This window comes from Mesorhizobium sp. M0800 (assembly GCF_040320095.1).
Taxonomy (GTDB): domain Bacteria; phylum Pseudomonadota; class Alphaproteobacteria; order Rhizobiales; family Rhizobiaceae; genus Mesorhizobium.
On sequence record NZ_JAMYOZ010000026.1, the window covers coordinates 78999 to 95760 of the forward strand.

A 16762-nucleotide genomic window follows, 5' to 3' on the forward strand; every position below is an offset into this window, starting at 1 on the left:
CTAGGCCATCTCGAGATTGGCTGTGTCCAAGGCGACATGGCCATCGAGGAAACGGATCGTGCGCTGCGCATAGCCGGCAACATCGGCTTCGTGCGTGACCATGGCGATAGTCAAGCCGAGTTCGGTATTCAATTGCGTCAGGAGTTCCATGATCTCGTGCGTGCGTGCGGTGTCGAGATTGCCGGTCGGCTCGTCGGCAACGAGCAGCGTCGGCCTGGTGACGATGGCGCGGGCGATCGCCACGCGCTGCTGCTGGCCGCCGGACAGCTCGGCTGGCGTATGATGCTCGCGGCCGACAAGGCCGACCTCGGCAAGCGCCTGCATGGCAAGGCCGCGGCGCTCGCGGGCACCGACGCCGCGATAGATCAGCGGCAGTTCGACATTCTCCGCGGCCGTGGTGCGCGGCAAGAGATTATAGCCCTGGAAGACGAAGCCGACATAGAGGTTGCGCAGCTGAGCGCGGCGGTTGCGGTCGAGACGGCCGGCGTCGATGCCTTCGAAGCTGTAAGTCCCAGCGGTCGGCGTGTCGAGGCAGCCAATGATGTTCATGGCCGTCGATTTGCCCGAGCCCGACGGACCCATGATGGCGACGAATTCGCCGCGTCTGATGGCGAGGTCGACGCCGGCCAGCGCATGCACCCGGGCCTCGCCCTGGCCATAGCTTTTCCAGACCTTGTCGAAGCCGATGAGGGTCGCGCCCGATGCCACGATCAGCTCCGCTGCTGCGAGGCGGTAATGACTTGCGCGCCTTCCTCCAGGCCGGAAACGATCTCGGTCAGTTCGCCATCTGTCGAGCCGACCCTGACGTTGACCGGATGCGGCCGGCCATTCTCCAGCACGTAAAGCGTGCGCGAGCCGCCGATGGGCTTCGTCGCCGCCTGGCGCTGGCGGTTGCCGCCCGGGCGCCCCATGCGGCCGGTGAACAGGTCGGTGAGGCTCCAGCCGCGCTCGGCCGTCTGCGCCGGCCGGTAGCGGAAGGCGATCGATGGCACGGTGAGCACGTTCTTGGCCTGCTTGGTGACGACCGAGACGGTGGCTGTCATGCCGGGCCGCAACAGAAGCTCGCTATTGTCGACATCCAGCCTTGCATCGTAAGTGACGACGCCGTCGGTGGTGACCGAGGCATAGGAAATGTCGCGGATTTCGGCGTCGAATGGCCGTTCGGGGAACGCGTCGACGGTGAAGCGCGCATGTTGGCCGGGCCTGACGGCGCCGATATCGGCCTCGTCGACCGCCGCCTTCAACTCCATATTCTTCAGATCGGCGGCGATGACGAACAGCACCGGCGCCTGCAGCGAAGAGGCGACCGTCTGGCCTGGATCGACCGAGCGCGTCAGTATGATGCCGTCGATCGGAGCGAAGATGGTGCTCTTGGCAAGATCCGTCTGCTGCGCCTTGAGATCGGCATTGGCCATGGCGAGGTTGGCTTTGGCAATATCGAGCGCCGCCTTCGAGCGGTCGCGGGTGGCGGTTGCCGCTTCAAGCGACTGGTCCGTCGCCATGCCGCGCTTGGTGAGTTGTACCGCGCGCACCAGGCCCTTTTCGTTTTCGGCCACGGTCACGGTGGCGTCCTCGACGCTCGCCGCCGCCGCCTTGGCCGAGGCCTGGGCGCGCTCGATCTGCACCTCCAGCTTGGCGGTGTCGAGCGCGGCCAGCACATCGCCCTTCTTCACCAGCTGGTTCTCGTTGACCGAAACCGAGCGGACGACGCCGGAGAGTTCGCTGGAAATATCGACCTGGGTGAGGGGCTGCAGCGTGCCGGTAGCCGAAACCGCGACGGTAAGATCGGCCATGGTAGCCAGTGTCGTGGTATACTCGATCTTGGCGGGCGAGCCCGCATACCACGGGTAGCCGACGACACCCGCGGCCACTGCGAGTAGCGCAAGCAGTGCGTAAAGCCAACCGCGACGGCGTTTTGTCTTCAGGCTCTGGTGGTCAAGCCCGAGCGCCGTCTCGATGGCGGAAGCGGATTCCGTCTTTGGCAGATTGACAATCTGGTCCACGCCGGACCCCTATGTTCAGTGATATCCCATCAGTGCACAAATCAGGCCTTATGGTTCAAAATTCAAATTAAATTTCGCTCATGTTGGGAATGAGGCAGAGGACTTACTGAGATGCAGCCGCGGAATTACTTGCTTTACGACGTATTCACCACCAACCGGCTGGCGGGCAATCCGCTGGCCGTGGTGCTCGACTGTGACGGGCTGGACCTTGCGGCGATGCAGGCGGTGGCGCGCGAGTTCAACCTGTCCGAAACCGTCTTCGTGCTGCCGCCTGATAATCCCAAGCATCGGGCCCGCATCCGTATCTTCACACCCGACTATGAAATGCCGTTCGCCGGCCACCCGACCGTCGGCTCGGCGATAGCGCTCGCCGAAATGGCGGGAGAGGCCGCCGGCATCTTCGTGCTCGAGGAGAATATCGGCCCGGTGCGCTGCGCTGTCAGCAAGCACGACGGTTCGACCTTTGCCGAGTTCGACCTGGCGAAACTGCCGGCGCAGCTGGCATTGTCGGCCGATCCCGAGGCGATCGGCGCGGCCCTTGGCCTTGGGCCGCACGAGATCGGCTTCGAGAACCACCGCGTTTCGTTCTGGTCGGCGGGCGTGCCCTACGTGACCATCCCCGTCGCCAATCTGGAGGCGGCCGCCCGGATCAGGCTGGACAACCAGGCGTGGTCGGAGCTCGCACCACGCAAGAGCGAATGGGCCTTCGCCAGCCCCTATGTCTATTGCCGCGAGACGGTGCACCATGACAGTGCCTTCCATGTCCGCATGATGGTGCCCGGCAATCCGTCCTACGAAGACCCGGCGACCGGCTCAGCGGCGGCCGCCTTCGCTGGCGCGATCATGCATTTCGACGGCCCGACGGACGGCGTTTCACAACTGTGGATCGAGCAGGGGCTGGAGATGGGCCGGCCTTCGCGCATTCGCCTCGAACTGAATGTCGAAGGTGGCAAACTGACCGCCGCCCGCATCGGCGGCCATGCGGTGAAGGTGGCTGAAGGCAGGCTTTTTGTTTGACGGGCGCGGCACTTCGGCGATTTGTCGGGAAATGAATCCCACGGGGCTGGACATGGCGGATGTCGGCGGCTATATGCCCGCCAACGCCGGTTTTTCCGGCCGAGTGGGTGCGTAGCTCAGTTGGTAGAGCAGCTGACTCTTAATCAGCGGGTCCACAGTTCAATCCTGTGCGCACCCACCAAATTTTTCAGAAAATTGGTGGAAAGACCTAGAAAGCGGGATGTTTCGCCGCTATCGGGTGGCCGCATTATGCAACCGCTATTGGATAGTCGGCCGCAGACAGCTGAGGATCGCCCGCACTATGGCCAAGACGCCGTCGACGGCATCGAAGTTTGTCCTGCTTTTACCGACGGTCCATTTAAGGTCGAGTGCTTTGGGCAAACGGAGGTCCTGACAGACAAAACAGCCTGAAAGCATAAAGAGGTCTAGATGTCTCGGATCGCCTTCCGAATAGTAAGGAAATTGGAAGAACAACCTTATGGGACCACCATATGCCAGCTTGAAGGTCATCGAGAATCTAATTTCGTGACCAAATCTATCTTCGATAATTCCGCTAAAACTAAGGTCTCGGGCATCGTAGTGATGCCACTGCGTCGATAATCCCAAAGAATCCCAAGCCCTGAGTGTATGCGCTTTCAGTTCTTTGCGATTGGGGAATTTTGCCTCTTCAGGATCGTAGGGAAGGGGTGGATCGATGTAGTCTGTCTCGGTTCGCCAATCTTCCGCGGCGCTGCGAAGATCTTCAAAAATCTGAACGATTCTCGGGTCTGTCTGCTCGCCAGAAAAGATTGAGATTCGCCATTGAGAAATCATCTCGCATAGGTCCTCGACCGAATGGCCTGATCGTTCAGCCCAATCCTCCGTGGCGAGTATCCACGGCGAATTGTATTTCAGCCCGGCAAAGGCGCCGCTCTTGCTGTCGAAATCTCTGATGATCCGAGCAAGAATATCGCGAAGCCCCTGTTTGGGGTCTCCGAAGATCTGTGAGCGTTTGTTCATCAACGCGATCCGCGCTTGGCTCCGCCTTACTTCTCCGAAACACCAGCCTCCGCAAAGCTTGCCATACGGGCGTGGCATTCCAATGCCGAGCGGACGATGTTGATGGCGAGGCAGGCGCCGGAGCCTTCGCCGAGCCGCATGCCGAGGTCGAGCAAGGGTGGCAGGCCGAGCGCTTCGAGCAGGCGGCGGTGGCCGGATTCGGCCGATACGTGAGCGGCCATAGTGTGGGCAAGGCCGGCGGGATGCAGCCCGGCCAAGGGTGCCGTGGCGGCGGTGCAGACGAAGCCGTCGAGCAGCACCGGCACGCCGAGATGGCGCGCCGCCAGTGTTGCGCCCAAGATCGCCGCAAGCTCGCGCCCGCCGAGGGCTGCCGCTATCTTCAGCGGATCGGCCAGCGCCGGGGCGTGGCGCTTCAGGCCGGCCTCGATGGCGACGATCTTGCGCACGAGGCCGGCGTCGTCGACGCCGGTGCCACGCCCTGTCCATCGCTCCGCGCCGCCGCCGAACAGTGCGGTTGAGATGGCCGCCGCCGGCGTGGTGTTGCCGATGCCCATTTCGCCGAAGCAGACGAGGTCGAGTTCCTTGCTGATCGCGTCGTAGCCGGCTGAGACGGCGGCGAGGAAGACCTCGTCCTCCATCGCCGGCTCTTGCGTGAAGTCGCCGGTCGGGCGGTCGAGATCGAGCGAGATGACGTCGAGATCGGCGCCGGCAATGCGGGCAAGCTGGTTGATGGCAGCACCCCCACCGGCGAAATTCGCCACCATCTGCACGGTGACCTCCGAGGGGAAGGCCGATACGCCCTGCGCGGTGACGCCGTGATTGCCGGCGAAGACGAAGACCTTGACGCGGTCGAGCTTTGGCATGTCGCGGCCCTGCCAGCGCGCCAGCCAGGTGGCTATCGTCTCCAGCCGGCCAAGGCTGCCTTGCGGCTTGGTCAGCGTGTCCTGGCGGCGGGCGACGGCATTGGCGGCGGCTTCGCTGCCATTGGGCAGGTCGAGGCAGGCGGTGCGCAGTTCATCGAGCGATTTGAAAGGCATGGGGGCAAAATCTCCGAAACAGAGTCAAGACAGGGAAACGGAAGCGACGAGCAGGATTGCGATCTCGCCGAGCTGCTGCAGGGCACCGACGGTGTCGCCGGTCTGGCCGCCGACCTGGTTCAGGCAAAGCGCCCGGAAGGCGGCGAATAACAGACCGAGCAGGATGATCGCGAAAACGGCAGCGCCGAACCCAAGCGTCAGCAGTGCGACCGCACCGAATACGGCACCGATGCCAGCTGTTTTAGCCGAGACGGTGCCCGCTTCGGCCGAGAGGCCGTCGCTGCGGGCCGGTGGCAGCAGGTGCATGAAGGCGCCGGGCAGCCCGCGCGAGGCGGCATGCGCGGCAATGAGGGCCCAGAAGACATGGGCCGGGCCGGCGAATCCAGAGAGCACGCTCCAGCGGATCAGCAGCGAGATGCCGAGCGCGCAGGCGCCGTAGGCACCGATGCGGCTGTCACGCATGATCTCGAGTTTCCTGTCGCGCGTCTTGCCGCCGCCAAAGCCGTCGGCGACATCCGAAAGCCCGTCTTCATGCAGGCAGCCGGTAGCGAGCAGGATCGCGGCAAGGGCCAACGCTGCAGCAGGACCTGCGGCTAGGCCGAGCCTTGTCCCGATGGCGTAGACCAGCGCACCGGCCAGAGCGACGGCGAGACCGGCAACGGGTGCAGCCCAGATCGCAGCGGCAAGGCTGCGGCCACGGAAGTCGGCTCTCGGCAGCGGCAGCCGGGTAAAGAAGACGAGGCAAAGTGCGATATCATCGAGAATTTGCTGTTGCGAGGCCTTCATCCGCCCCTCGCAATGGCATGGAAGAACGTGCCGCTGACATTGCCGCGCCGGTAGCCCGAGGCGCCGAGCGGATTTCCTTGACCGTCGGCGAGGTCGGCCAGCGGCTCGTCATTGCCGGTCGCAATCATCTGTGCGTAGTGGAATTCGTGGCCGCGGATCAGCGTGCCTTGGCTGCCGAGCGGACAGCCGGACCGCAGCCGCGCCTCGCGGTAGCCGAGATTCATCTTGCGCTTGGCGAAGCTGGTCGAATGGCCGAGGAGGCCAAGCATCCGATGCGTCTCGCCCGACGCGTCCTCGAGCGCTTCGCCCAACACCATGAAGCCGCCGCACTCGCCGTGCACCGACCGCGTGGCGGCGAACCGCGCCATGCCGGCCCTGAAATTCGCCGCGGCCGCGAGGCGGCCGGCATGAAGCTCGGGATAGCCGCCGGGCAGCCAGCAGACATCGCAATTGTCGCCAGGCGCTTCATCGGCGAGCGGCGAGAACGGAACGATCTCGGCGCCGGCCTTGCGCCAATGCATGGCGACATGCGGATAGAGGAAGGTGAAGGCGGCGTCCTCCGCGAGTGCAATGCGCTGGCCGGACGGCGGCAGCGCGTCGCCGAAATTGCCCGGCGCAGGCGTGAATGGCGCCGCCAGCGCCATGATGGCGTCGAGGTCGAGCGAGCGCTCGACCATGTCGGCCAGCCGGTCGAGATGCGCCATCAGATTCTCATATTCGCCGGCCTGGACGAGGCCGAGATGGCGCTCGGGCAGGTTGAGCGAGGGATCGCGCAGGATAGCGCCGACGACAGGCAGGCCGAGTGCTTCGATGGCATCGCCGCATAGCCGGCGGTGGCGTTCGCTGCCCAGCCGGTTGAGCACTACCCCGGCCATGCGTACATCCGGATCATAGGTGGCAAAACCCTTGGCGACGGCCGCCGCCGTGGTCGACTGTCCGGAGACGTCGAGCACCAGCAGCACCGGCAGGCCATAGAGCCGGGCAAGATCGGCAGCCGAGCCGGATCGTCCTGGAGCAGCCGGAATCCCGTCGAACAGGCCCATGGCGCTTTCGAGAAAGATAAAATCGGCATCTTCGGTCGCTTCGCCGGCCAGTGCGTTGAGCAGGGCGGGCGGCATTGCCCAGCTGTCGAGATTGACACCGGACAGGCCAGTGGCTGCGGTGTGGAAGCCAGGATCGATATAGTCCGGGCCGGATTTGGCGCCGCGCACTTTCAGGCCGCGCCGGGCAAGTGCGCGCAAAATGCCGATGGTGACGCTGGTCTTGCCCGAGCCCGAGCGCGGCGCGCCGATGATGATGGCGCGGGTCATGGCTCACCCGCCAGTGCCGCGCGCATCCCGACGATGCCGCCGACGACGATCAGCGCCGGCGAGGTCAAGCCGGCTGCGGCCGTTTCCTCCGCAATCGTGGCGAGCGTGGCGACGACGATACGCTCCTGCGGCGTCGTCGCGGCAACGATGACCGCGGCGGGCATCGAAGACGGCAGGCCGCCCTCTAGCAACGAAGCGGCGATCAGCGGCAGATTGGCCATGCCCATATAGATGACCACCGGCTGGCCGGTGCGGGCGATTGCCGCCCAGTCGAGATCGTCATCGGTGCCGGCGGCATGGCCGGTCGCCAGGATCAGCGCCTTGTTGATGCCGCGCATGGTGCCGGGAATGCCGGTCGCGGCCAGCGCGCTGAGGCCGGACGTCAGGCCAGGCAGGATGCGGAACGGGATAGTTTCCCCGGCCAACGCCAGCGCCTCTTCGCCGCCACGCCCGAAAATATAGGGGTCGCCGCCCTTCAGCCTGACGACGCGCCGGCCCGCGCGCGCCAGCCGGACCAGCAGAGCTGTGATGTCGTCCTGCTTCATCGATGGCTTGCCGCCGCGTTTGCCGGCATAGAACAGTTCCGCGCCCTCGGCGACGGCGACGACTTCCGGCGAGACCAGCGCGTCATAAACCAGCGCGTCGCACTGTCCGAGGGCGGCCAGCACTTCCAGCGTCAGGCAGCCGGGATCGCCAGGGCCGGCGCCGGCCAGCCAGACATGCCCGGGCTCAAGCTGGCGCGGCTTGAAGTTGAGCCGGGTGAGCGCCTGCTCGACCGTAGTGTTTCTATTGCTGCCGCTCACAATCCGTCCCGTCCGCGAAAGCGTCGCTGGTAGTGCGCGTCGTACAGTGAACTTTCGCCAAAACCCTCCGCCGCCAGCGAGCGGCCGACGAAGATGATTGCCGTGCGTTCCATCGGATCGGCGGCCAGTTGCGCCTCGATGGTGGCCAGCGTGCCGGTCAGCACGCGCTCGTCCGGCCAGGAAGCACGGAAGACGACCGCCACCGGGCAATCGGCGCCATAGAACGGCGTCAGTTCGGCGACGATCCGGTCGACAGCGTGGATGGCGAGGTGGATGGCCAGCGTGGCGCCGGTGCGGCCGAAGCCGACCAGGGTTTCGCCGGGAGGCATTTTCGAGGCGCGGCCGGAGATGCGGGTCAGCACCAGGCTTTGCGCGACTTCCGGAATGGTCAGCTCGCGGCGCAGCGCTGCCGCCGCAGCGGCGAAGGACGGCACGCCCGGCGTCAGCGTGTAAGGAATGCCGTGCTTTTCCAGCCGGCGGATCTGCTCGGCAACGGCGCTCCACACCGAAAGATCGCCGGAATGCAGGCGGGCGACATCATTGCCGGCCGCGTGGGCGGCCAGATATTCGGCCTCGATCTCGTCGAGCGACATCGGCGCGGTGTCGATCAACCTCGTTCCGGGCGCGCAGTGCTGCAACAGCTCCGGCGCGACGATCGATCCGGCATAGAGGCAGACGGGACAACTGCCGAGCAGGCGGCTGCCGCGCAAGGTGATGAGGTCGGCAGCACCCGGGCCGGCACCGATGAAATGAACGGTCATGCCGCATCTCCGCTGATGGCGATGGCGCAGGTGACAGCACCGAGCACGGTGCGCGGCCCGAGCAGTTTTGCGCCTTTGCCGGCGGCGGCAAGCGCCGAGGCTTCGGAAACCGACGGCGTGCCGGCATGCTCCTGCGATAGGTCGGAACGGCTGGTCGTAGATGCGGCTTTGAGTTCGTCCTGCCCGACAACGATTACCGGAAGGCGGAGTTCGCGTCCGGCGTCGAAGATTGCCGCCTCATCCTGCTTGAGAGACGCGGTCGCGAGGGCTGACAGCGCCGGCAGGGCAAGCCCGTGCGCCTCCAGGGCGGTTTCTACCGCGGCAAGCACGTCGCGCGCGCTGACGCCTTTGCGGCTGCCGATGCCCGCGACCATCATGGCTTCACCCAGCTCCATTGAGTGACCGGCATAGCCGGCCGCCAGGCCTGCATCGAACCAACCGGCGAAGCACGGGATATAGCAATGCGGGTGAGCTGGCCGCCGTGCGCGGCGTGACGGGAAAGCAGCAGCGCCTCCATCTCCAGGGTCACCGCATTGGCGACGAGGCGGCCGCCGGCAGGCAAGGCATCGATGGCTCCCTCCAGCACGCCGGCATCGCTGCCGCCGCCGCCGATGAAGATCGCCGCGGGCGTCTCCAGCCCGGCAAGCGCATGCGGTGCCGAACCTTCGACGACGGTGAGACCGGGAACGCCGCAAGCCGCGGCGTTGCGTCGGATGCGCGCGGCGCGGGCCGGATCGGCCTCAACGGCGATGGCACGCATGGATGGATGGGCCAGCATCCATTCGATGCCGATGGAGCCCGATCCGGCGCCGATATCCCACAGCAGTTCGCCGCGCCTTGGCGCGAGAGCGGACAGGGTGACGGCGCGCACTTCGCGCTTGGTGATCTGGCCGTCATGCTCGAACAAATGATCGGCAAGTCCCGGTGTCAGCGGCAGGATGCGTGCTTGCGAAGTCGATTCAACTTCGATCACGAGCACGTTGAGCGGGTTGATCTTTTCGAGGTCGAAAGTGCCGGCGCTCGCCGAGCGCAGCCTTTCGTTCGGCCCACCCAGCGCCTCCAGCACCGTCAACCGCGAAGCGCCGAAGCCAAGTTCGGTCATGAGACGGGCAATCGCTCCCGGTGCATCGCTGTCCGAGGTCAGCGCGAGAATGCGGGTGCAAGGATGCAGCAACGGCCGGATCAGGTCGAGCGAGCGGCCATGCAGCGAAATGGTCTCGACGTCCTGCAGCGCCCAACCCAGGCGTGAGGCGGCCAGCGAAAAGGCCGAGGGCGCGGGGATCACCCGCATATCCTCCGCCGCGACCTTGCGGGCGAGGGTGACGCCGACACCGTGGTAGAAGGGATCGCCGGAGGCCAGCACGCAGACGCGTCTGCCGGACAGCGCCAGCACGTCGCGCAGCTCGGGATCGAAAGGTGTCGGCCAGGCGCGCGCTTCACCTTTGGCGAGCGACGCGACGAGGGCAAGGTGGCGCTTGCCGCCGAAGGCGAATTCGGCCTCCGCGATCAACCGCTTGGCCTCGTCGCCGAGACCCGCTACACCGTCCTCGCCGATGCCGATGATCGTGAGCCACTTTGAGGTGAGCTTGGCGCCGCGCGGAGCTTCAGCAGGCATGATGACCCACCGCATTCTGATCCTCGGCGGAACCACCGAAGCCCGGCAACTGGCCGGAAAGCTGGCCGCGCGCGCGGATATTTCGGTCATGCTGTCGCTGGCCGGCCGCACCGAAAGCCCGGCCGCGCAGGGGGTGCCGGTGCGGGTCGGCGGCTTCGGGGGTGCCGGCGGGCTGGCGGCGTATCTCCGCCAGAACCAGATCGATTTGCTGATCGACGCCACGCATCCCTATGCGGCGCGAATCTCCGCCAATGCGGCGGAAGCAGCGCGCATGACCGGCGTGACTATCGTTGCGCTCAGGCGTCCGGGCTGGGACCCAGCCGAAGGTGACCACTGGAGGTTGGTCGATAGTGTTGCCAGCGCGGTGACGGCCCTGGGATCGGTGCCGCGCCGCGTGTTCCTGGCACTCGGGCGGCAGGAGGTCGCCGCCTTCGAGGCAGCTCTCCAGCATCATTATCTCATCCGCAGTGTCGACCCGGTCGAGCCCAGGCTCGCTGTGCCCGACGCGACCTATCTCTTGGCGCGCGGGCCGTTTCGGGAAGTCGACGAACATGCACTGCTTCTGCAACACCACATCGAAGTCGTTGTTTCCAAAAACAGCGGCGGCGAGGCGACCTACGGCAAGATCGCGGCGGCGCGAGCGCTGGGAATCGAGGTGGTGATGATCCGCAGGCCGGCGCTGCCGGACGTCACGTCGGCTGAGACCGTCGAATCTCTTGCCGCGATGGTCGATCATTTTCTGGTCGGTCATGTTCTTGGGCCCGCTGCCGAACGCGGCGTGTAGACCAGCGCTGGTTTTTCACCGCGCTTGATAATCCTGGTTTCCGGTGAACCGATGATGATGCAGGTGGCCATGTCGGCCTTCGCGGCATCGGCGTCGGCCAGCAGAAAAACCTCGATGCGCTCGTCGGGACGGCCGGCGGCACGGCCGAAGATCACCGGCGTGGTGCCGGGCAGGATCGCCGTCAGGCACTCGAAGGCGCGGCCAAGCTGCCAGGGGCGTGCCTTGCTGATCGGATTGTAGAGCGCGATGACGAAGCCGGCGCCCGCCGCGGCCAGCAGGCGTAGCTCGATCAGGTCCCACGGCTTCAGATTGTCGGACAGCGAGATGGCGCAGAAATCATGGCCGAGCGGCGCGCCGATGCGGGCGGCGACGGCGAGCATGGCGGTGATACCGGGCACGATGGCGATGTCGACCGCGCGCCATTCGGGTGGGCCCGCCTCGATCGCCTCGCAGACAGCCGCCGCCATGGCGAAGACGCCCGGATCGCCGCCCGACACGACGGCGACCTCGTGGCCTTCAGCGGCCCTCAGCAGCGCGTCCCTTGAACGCGCAAGTTCCTCGCGATTGTCGGAGGCGACGCGAATCTGGTCGGGGCGCAAGTCGAGCCGGTCAAGATAAGGCTTGTAGCCAAAGAAGAATTTCGCCTCGGCAACGGCGCGGCTGGCTTCCGGCGTCACCTGGTCGGCGTTGCCGGGCCCGAGGCCGATGACAGTGAGGCGGCCGCTCATGCTTCGGCTTTCAATGCGCTTGGCCGGCCCGACCAGCCGGCCACCAGCACGATGGCGAAATAAGGCGCCTGGTCGTCCTTTTTATCGGCCAGCCGCATCGAGACGCCGCCCGGCATGGTGCCGCGCTCGACATAGATGGCCCGCGCCAGCTTGTCGGTTGCCTCCAGCGCGCGCCTGATCTTGGGCAGGTTGCGGCCGACCTTCATGATCACCGCAGCGCCGGTGTCGGCGAGGCGACGCGTCAGCTCGAATTCGCTCATGGTGCCCGGCAGCACCGTCAGCACGTCGTCGCCCTGGACGATAGGCAGGCCGGTCGCCGACCAGCAGCCGGACATGGCGGTGACGCCGGGAATGACTTCGCTCGGAAAGCGGGGCGCCAGCCGGACATGAAGATGCATGTAGGAGCCGTAGAAAAGCGGGTCGCCCTCCGAGAGCACCGCGACCATCCTGCCGGCGCTGAGGTGCTCGGCGACCTTTTCGGCCGACTGTTCATAGAAATCGGTTATCTGCGAGCGGTAATCGCTGTGATCCTTGTCGATTTCGGTCGTCACCGGATAGAGCAGCGGCAGTTCGATCAAATTGGGGCGAAAATGGGTTTCGACGATGGCCCGGGCGTTGCTGTTGTTGCCGCGCTTGGCGAAATGCGCGACGACATCGGCCTCGGCCAGCGCGCGCACTGCCTTCAGCGTCAAGAGTTCCGGGTCGCCGGGTCCGGTGCCGACGCCGACAAGCTTGCCTTTTGCAATCGCATTCATAGGCCCGGCCTCGCCAATGCATTGAGTGCGGCGGCGGTCATGGCGCTGCCGCCCAGCCGGCCGCGCACGATGGCGTAAGGCACGCCATAGGAATTTTCGGCCAGCGCATCCTTCGATTCAGCGGCGCCGACAAACCCGACCGGCATGCCGATGATCGCCGCCGGCTTCGGGGCGCCGTCACGCAGCTTTTCCAGCAGGTAGAAAAGGGCTGTCGGCGCATTGCCGATGGCGACGACCGAACCGGCCATGCGCTCGCCCCACAGGTCGATCGCCGCGGCCGAGCGGGTGTTGCCGATCTTTTTCGCGATGTCGGCGGTCCGCGGATCGCGCAGCGTGCAGATCACCTCATTGCCGGCCGGCAGCCGGGCGCGCGTGACGCCGTGCGAGACCATCTGGGCGTCGCAGAAGATCGGCGCGCCGGCCCCCAACGCCGTGCGCGCGGCGGCGACGAAATCGCTCGAGAAAACGAAGTGTTGTGCGGCCTCGACCTGGCCGCAGGCGTGGATCATGCGGATAGCGATTTCGGCCTCGGCTTCGGAAAAGCGCGACAGGTCGGCCTCGGCGCGGATAATGGCGAAGGAGCGCTCGTAGATCGCCGTGCCATCATGGATGTAGTCGTAGGCGTTCTGGGCGGGCATGCTCATTCCTGTCGGTAGATTTCGGTGATGCCGGCCGCGCCGAGCCTTGCCAGGCAGGCGGCAGCAGTTTCGCCGGAATGTCGTGCGCTGCGGATCGCCGCTGCAATGCGGCCGATGCTGTGCGCGGCGTCGTAGCCCGGCCTGTATCCGGCGGGCAATGCCTTTGCCGTCCCGTCCACGACAAGTCCGGCTCCGTTTTCGCCACCGACCAGGGTCAGCGCCGCCGGACCGGGATGGGCGCAACCCTTGGCGCAGCCGGAGATGTGCAGCGTCAGCGAGGAATCGAGGATATCGCGGTTTTCCATGGCGATGGTCTCGGCGATGTCGCGTGTCGCGATGCGGCCGGAGGCGCAGGCGGGTGCGCCGGGGCAGGCGGCGATCCTGGTGCGCGGATCGGCTGCGTCGGTGACGAAGCCGAGGGCTGCGGCGGTTTTCTGGAGTGAAAGACATGCGGCTGGGGAGAGGCCAAGCAAAAGCAGCGCGCGATCCGGCGCCAGGCGGATTTCGGTGGTGCCGAGGGTGAGGGCGTATTGGGTGAGATCGATAAGTTTTTGCGCTGGTATGCTGCCGAACGGCAGGCCGATGCCGAGGGAGGTACTGCCGGCTGCCAGATCGAAAACTCCGATGGGCCGGCGATCCTTCGCGCCCCCCTCTGTCCTGCCGGACATCTCCCCCTCTAGGGGGGAGATTGCGCCTTCGTCTCCGATTTCGCCAATCGCCGAAGGTGCTGGGGGGAAGCCGCCGGCGAAGCTGCCGATCTCCCCCCTTGTGGGGGAGATGTCCGGCAGGACAGAGGGGGGCGCGACGGATCGCCAACTTGCGAGAGATCTCAGCTGCCTCGCCGTCAAATCCCGCGCATGGGCATCGCGGCCCTTTTCGGCAACCATCCTGAGAATGGCGACGGCGATGTCACAAGCCGCATCTTCCTCGGACATCGCCAGCGGCGTGGCACTCTGCGCATCTCCGGCGAGCGATACCCGCCACTTAATTCCGTCGGCGGCCCGCACCCCGACCAGCCTGACATCGGCCGTAACTGCATCCATTGTCAGCTGCCCGCCGCCGTCGACGATCACCGAAACCTTCGGGCCAAGGCGTTGCGTAACACCGGCGTCCTCAATTGCCGCCCGAATCCGCTCCGCCATCGGGCGCGGGTCGGCTATCTCCTCCAGGTCGAGCCCGGCCAGCGGGCCGGTCTCTACCGGCACGCCGGTGCGCACCGCGATGCCCAGCGCATCGACCTCCATCGCCAGCAGCCGCGCGCTTGCCGGCGTCAGGCCGCGGATCTGCAGGCTGCCGCGGGCGGTCACTTCCATGATGCCGTTGCCATGGCGCAAGGCGGATTCGCAGAGTCCGATCAACGACTTCGGCAACAGTCCTCCAGCGACCGGATTGAGCCGCACCAGCAGCCCGTCGCCGGTCTGCATCGGCGCCGACAAAGCGGGGCAGGCGCCACGGCGCGAGAAAGCGTTCATGCCGCCACTCCCAGAGCTTGCGCTTCGGCAATCAGTGCGGCGAGATCGTCATCGATCGAATTGCGCAGCGGATGCCAGAGCCCGCGCCGCCGTGCCGACAGCAAACGCTCGGCAATCACCTTTGCCGCCGCCGGGTTCTCGCGCAGGATGAAGGCGCGCACCACAGGGTCGCCAAGATAGGCGTCGTGCACCGCCTCGATCAGCGTGCCCGATATGGCATGGGTAGTCTCAGCAAAGCCGACAAGCCGGTCGATCGTCTCGGCGAATTCCGAGGCGCCGCGCGGGCCATGACGCATCTGGCCGGCGATGAAGCGCGGATTGACGGCGCGTGCCCGCACGACGCGCGACACGGCCTCACTGATCGAGCGCGGCTTCGGTCTTTGCGGGTCCGTGGTGTCGAGCACGATCACGTCGGCGTTTTTGCCGAGCGCGGCAAGTGCTGCCGAAAAGCCGCCGATGAAGGCGACGTCGGCCGAGCCTTCGAGGATGTCGCGGCCGGGGTCGTCGCCGGTATGAACCAGAAGGTCGGCCTCGGCGAGGCGATCCTCGAACGCGCCGGGCGCCGAAATGCCTTTGCCCTCGGAGCCGCCATAGGCGTGCGAGGTGCCGGCGAGATAGGTGCGGCCGATCTCTTCGCGCGCTGCCCAGTCGCCGCTCGACAACAAGTCCTCGACGCCCGCGCCGTAAGTGCCCGGCGAGGTGCCGAAAATACGCGGGCTGATCTTGCCGTCGATGCGGGTCCTAGCGGCGAGCGGGTTTTCCGAATCGTCCTCGTCGCGGGTCGCCACCGCGTTGGCCGCGGCGTCGATCAGCGCGATCTGGGTCGGGAACATGTCGCGGAACAGGCCCGATATGCGCCAGGTGACATCGACGCGCGGACGGCCGAGTGTTGCCGGCGGCAGCACATCTATGCCGGTGATGCGGCCGGTGGCGGAATCCCATTGCGGCCGGCAGCCCATCAGCGCCAGGCCTTGCGCGATCTCCTCACCGCCGGTGCGCAGCGAGGCCGAGCCCCACAGGTCGATGACCAGCGAGCGCGGCCAGTCGCCATGCGATTGCATGTAGCTGCGGACCACTTCTTCCGCTGCCATCTTGCCCAGATCATAGGCGGTCGGCGTCGGCATGGTGCGCGGGTCGGCGGTAAACAAATTGCGGCCGGTGGGCAGCACATCGCTCCGGCCACGCGCCGGCGCACCGGCCGGACCGGCAGCGACGTGGCGGCCGTCGAGGGCGGCAAGCAGCGCGGTTTTTTCAGCTGCCGCACTTTGCCGCCGTACCGGATCAGCCTCGCCTTCCGGCAAGCGGCCGTAAATGTGCAGGCCGTCCTTGATGGCGAAATCCTTGAGATCGCAGAGCCAGGCGTCGATGCGGCGCAAAGCCTCGTCGGCTGCGTCGGTCCTGGCGACGCCTGCCTCTGAGGCGAGGCCGGTCTTTTCCGCCGTCTCGACGATCAGCTTCGCCAGGCGGTCGCGGCGGCGGCGGTCGAGCCCGTCGGCCTGGGCATATTCGTCAACCAGTCGTTCAAGCCTGTGCTGGTTTTCGTCCAGTCCGGCGCCGGTCAGCGGCGGCGGCAGATGGCCGAGCGTGACGGCGGCAATGCGCCGCTTGGCCTGCGCTGCCTCTCCCGGGTTGGAGACGATGAAGGGATAGATGACGGGCAGGGGACCGGTGACTATCTCGGGAAAGCAGTTTTCGCTGAGCGCCACGGTCTTGCCGGGCAGCCACTCCAGCGTGCCGTGGGCGCCGACATGGACAATTGCATGGATGCCGAGCGACTTGCGCAGCCAGAGGCCAAAGGCGACCAGCGCATGGCGCGGCGGCAGCGTCGGGTCGTGATAGTCGGCGCGGCGGTCGGCTGAGCGCCCGCGGTCAGGTGCGAGTGCCACGGTGACGTTGCCGAAGGTGGCTGCGCGGAAGGCGAATTTTGCGGCAGGCGCTTGAACACCCCCCTCTTTGGAGCGCCGCCACCATCCGCGCCGAGAACCGCGGGGCTGCCGACAACAAAGTAAAACAACACCCAAACCCCCCACACCCCGGCGCGCACGCAGACAACT

Annotated in this window: 16 protein-coding genes, 1 tRNA gene and 1 pseudogene; 3 read left to right on the top strand and 15 right to left on the bottom strand. The window is 66.1% G+C overall.

From position 1 onward, the window contains the following. Together NKI18_RS25080 and NKI18_RS25085 are read right to left on the bottom strand one after the other, a co-directional pair. Entirely contained in the window at positions 1-708 is a 708-nt protein-coding gene (locus NKI18_RS25080; RefSeq protein ID WP_031211754.1) for an ABC transporter ATP-binding protein, read from the bottom strand. A 2-nt stretch (positions 709-710) separates the two neighbouring features. Further along, on the bottom strand, positions 711-2003 hold the full coding sequence (locus NKI18_RS25085; RefSeq protein ID WP_352620169.1) for an efflux RND transporter periplasmic adaptor subunit: 1293 nt from the start codon (positions 2001-2003) through the stop codon (positions 711-713). Positions 2004-2114: 111 nt separating this feature from the next. On the opposite strand from NKI18_RS25085, the gene NKI18_RS25090 reads away from it, so the two are divergent. Together NKI18_RS25090 and NKI18_RS25095 are read left to right on the top strand one after the other, a co-directional pair. Further along, positions 2115-3020 (top strand): PhzF family phenazine biosynthesis protein, encoded by a 906-nt coding sequence (locus NKI18_RS25090; RefSeq protein WP_352620168.1) that lies wholly within the window; start codon positions 2115-2117, stop codon positions 3018-3020. Between the two features lie 105 nt (positions 3021-3125). Further along, positions 3126-3201 (top strand) — tRNA-Lys (locus NKI18_RS25095). 77 nt (positions 3202-3278) lie between these two features. On the opposite strand, the gene NKI18_RS25100 is transcribed toward NKI18_RS25095, so the two are convergent. From NKI18_RS25100 to cbiE, 8 genes are read right to left on the bottom strand one after another with little or no spacing between them, the layout of a single operon-like run. Then, on the bottom strand, positions 3279-4019 hold the full coding sequence (locus tag NKI18_RS25100) for a hypothetical protein (protein ID WP_352620167.1): 741 nt from the start codon (positions 4017-4019) through the stop codon (positions 3279-3281). Positions 4020-4045: 26 nt separating this feature from the next. Further along, positions 4046-5056: a nicotinate-nucleotide--dimethylbenzimidazole phosphoribosyltransferase gene (cobT, locus tag NKI18_RS25105; protein ID WP_352620166.1), complete on the bottom strand. Its 1011-nt coding sequence runs from the start codon at positions 5054-5056 to the stop codon at positions 4046-4048. Between the two features lie 24 nt (positions 5057-5080). Next, positions 5081-5842 (bottom strand): adenosylcobinamide-GDP ribazoletransferase, encoded by a 762-nt coding sequence (gene cobS, locus NKI18_RS25110; protein ID WP_352620165.1) that lies wholly within the window; start codon positions 5840-5842, stop codon positions 5081-5083. Next, entirely contained in the window at positions 5839-7152 is a 1314-nt protein-coding gene (locus NKI18_RS25115) for a cobyrinic acid a,c-diamide synthase CobB (protein WP_352620164.1), read from the bottom strand. The genes cobS and NKI18_RS25115 overlap by 4 nt, the downstream gene beginning before the upstream one ends. Further along, entirely contained in the window at positions 7149-7955 is an 807-nt protein-coding gene (gene cobA / locus NKI18_RS25120) for a uroporphyrinogen-III C-methyltransferase (RefSeq protein WP_352620163.1), read from the bottom strand. Before cobA ends, NKI18_RS25115 begins: the two co-directional genes overlap by 4 nt. Continuing rightward, positions 7952-8716: a precorrin-4 C(11)-methyltransferase gene (gene cobM, locus NKI18_RS25125; RefSeq protein ID WP_352620162.1), complete on the bottom strand. Its 765-nt coding sequence runs from the start codon at positions 8714-8716 to the stop codon at positions 7952-7954. The genes cobA and cobM overlap by 4 nt, the downstream gene beginning before the upstream one ends. Next, positions 8713-9093, bottom strand: a complete 381-nt coding sequence (locus tag NKI18_RS25130; protein WP_352620161.1) for a cobalamin biosynthesis protein — start codon at positions 9091-9093, stop codon at positions 8713-8715. Before NKI18_RS25130 ends, cobM begins: the two co-directional genes overlap by 4 nt. After that, positions 9090-10331, bottom strand: coding sequence for a precorrin-6y C5,15-methyltransferase (decarboxylating) subunit CbiE (gene cbiE / locus NKI18_RS25135; protein WP_352620160.1), 1242 nt, complete (start codon positions 10329-10331; stop codon positions 9090-9092). The genes NKI18_RS25130 and cbiE overlap by 4 nt, the downstream gene beginning before the upstream one ends. A gap of 1 nt (position 10332) precedes the next feature. Between cbiE and NKI18_RS25140 the strand changes: the two genes are divergently transcribed. Then, entirely contained in the window at positions 10333-11115 is a 783-nt protein-coding gene (locus tag NKI18_RS25140; RefSeq protein ID WP_352620159.1) for a cobalt-precorrin-6A reductase, read from the top strand. Here the strand turns inward: NKI18_RS25140 and NKI18_RS25145 are convergent. The 5 genes and pseudogenes from NKI18_RS25145 to NKI18_RS25165 all read right to left on the bottom strand — a co-directional run. Then, the gene (locus NKI18_RS25145) at positions 11079-11843 is read right to left on the bottom strand and encodes a precorrin-3B C(17)-methyltransferase (protein WP_352620158.1); all 765 of its coding nucleotides are present in this window, start codon (positions 11841-11843) and stop codon (positions 11079-11081) included. The two genes, NKI18_RS25140 and NKI18_RS25145, sit on opposite strands and share 37 nt — an antisense overlap. Further along, positions 11840-12598 carry a precorrin-2 C(20)-methyltransferase gene (locus tag NKI18_RS25150; RefSeq protein WP_352620157.1) on the bottom strand — a complete coding sequence of 253 codons (759 nt, stop codon included), beginning with the start codon at positions 12596-12598 and terminating at the stop codon, positions 11840-11842. Before NKI18_RS25150 ends, NKI18_RS25145 begins: the two co-directional genes overlap by 4 nt. Then, the gene (locus NKI18_RS25155; protein WP_502900744.1) at positions 12595-13242 is read right to left on the bottom strand and encodes a precorrin-8X methylmutase; all 648 of its coding nucleotides are present in this window, start codon (positions 13240-13242) and stop codon (positions 12595-12597) included. Before NKI18_RS25155 ends, NKI18_RS25150 begins: the two co-directional genes overlap by 4 nt. Continuing rightward, positions 13239-14708, bottom strand: a complete 1470-nt coding sequence (gene cobG, locus NKI18_RS25160; protein ID WP_352620155.1) for a precorrin-3B synthase — start codon at positions 14706-14708, stop codon at positions 13239-13241. The genes NKI18_RS25155 and cobG overlap by 4 nt, the downstream gene beginning before the upstream one ends. After that, positions 14705-16636, bottom strand: a pseudogene (locus NKI18_RS25165) (cobaltochelatase subunit CobN); the annotation flags it as partial. The gene cobG and the pseudogene NKI18_RS25165, both read right to left, overlap by 4 nt. Positions 16637-16762 lie beyond the last annotated feature (126 nt).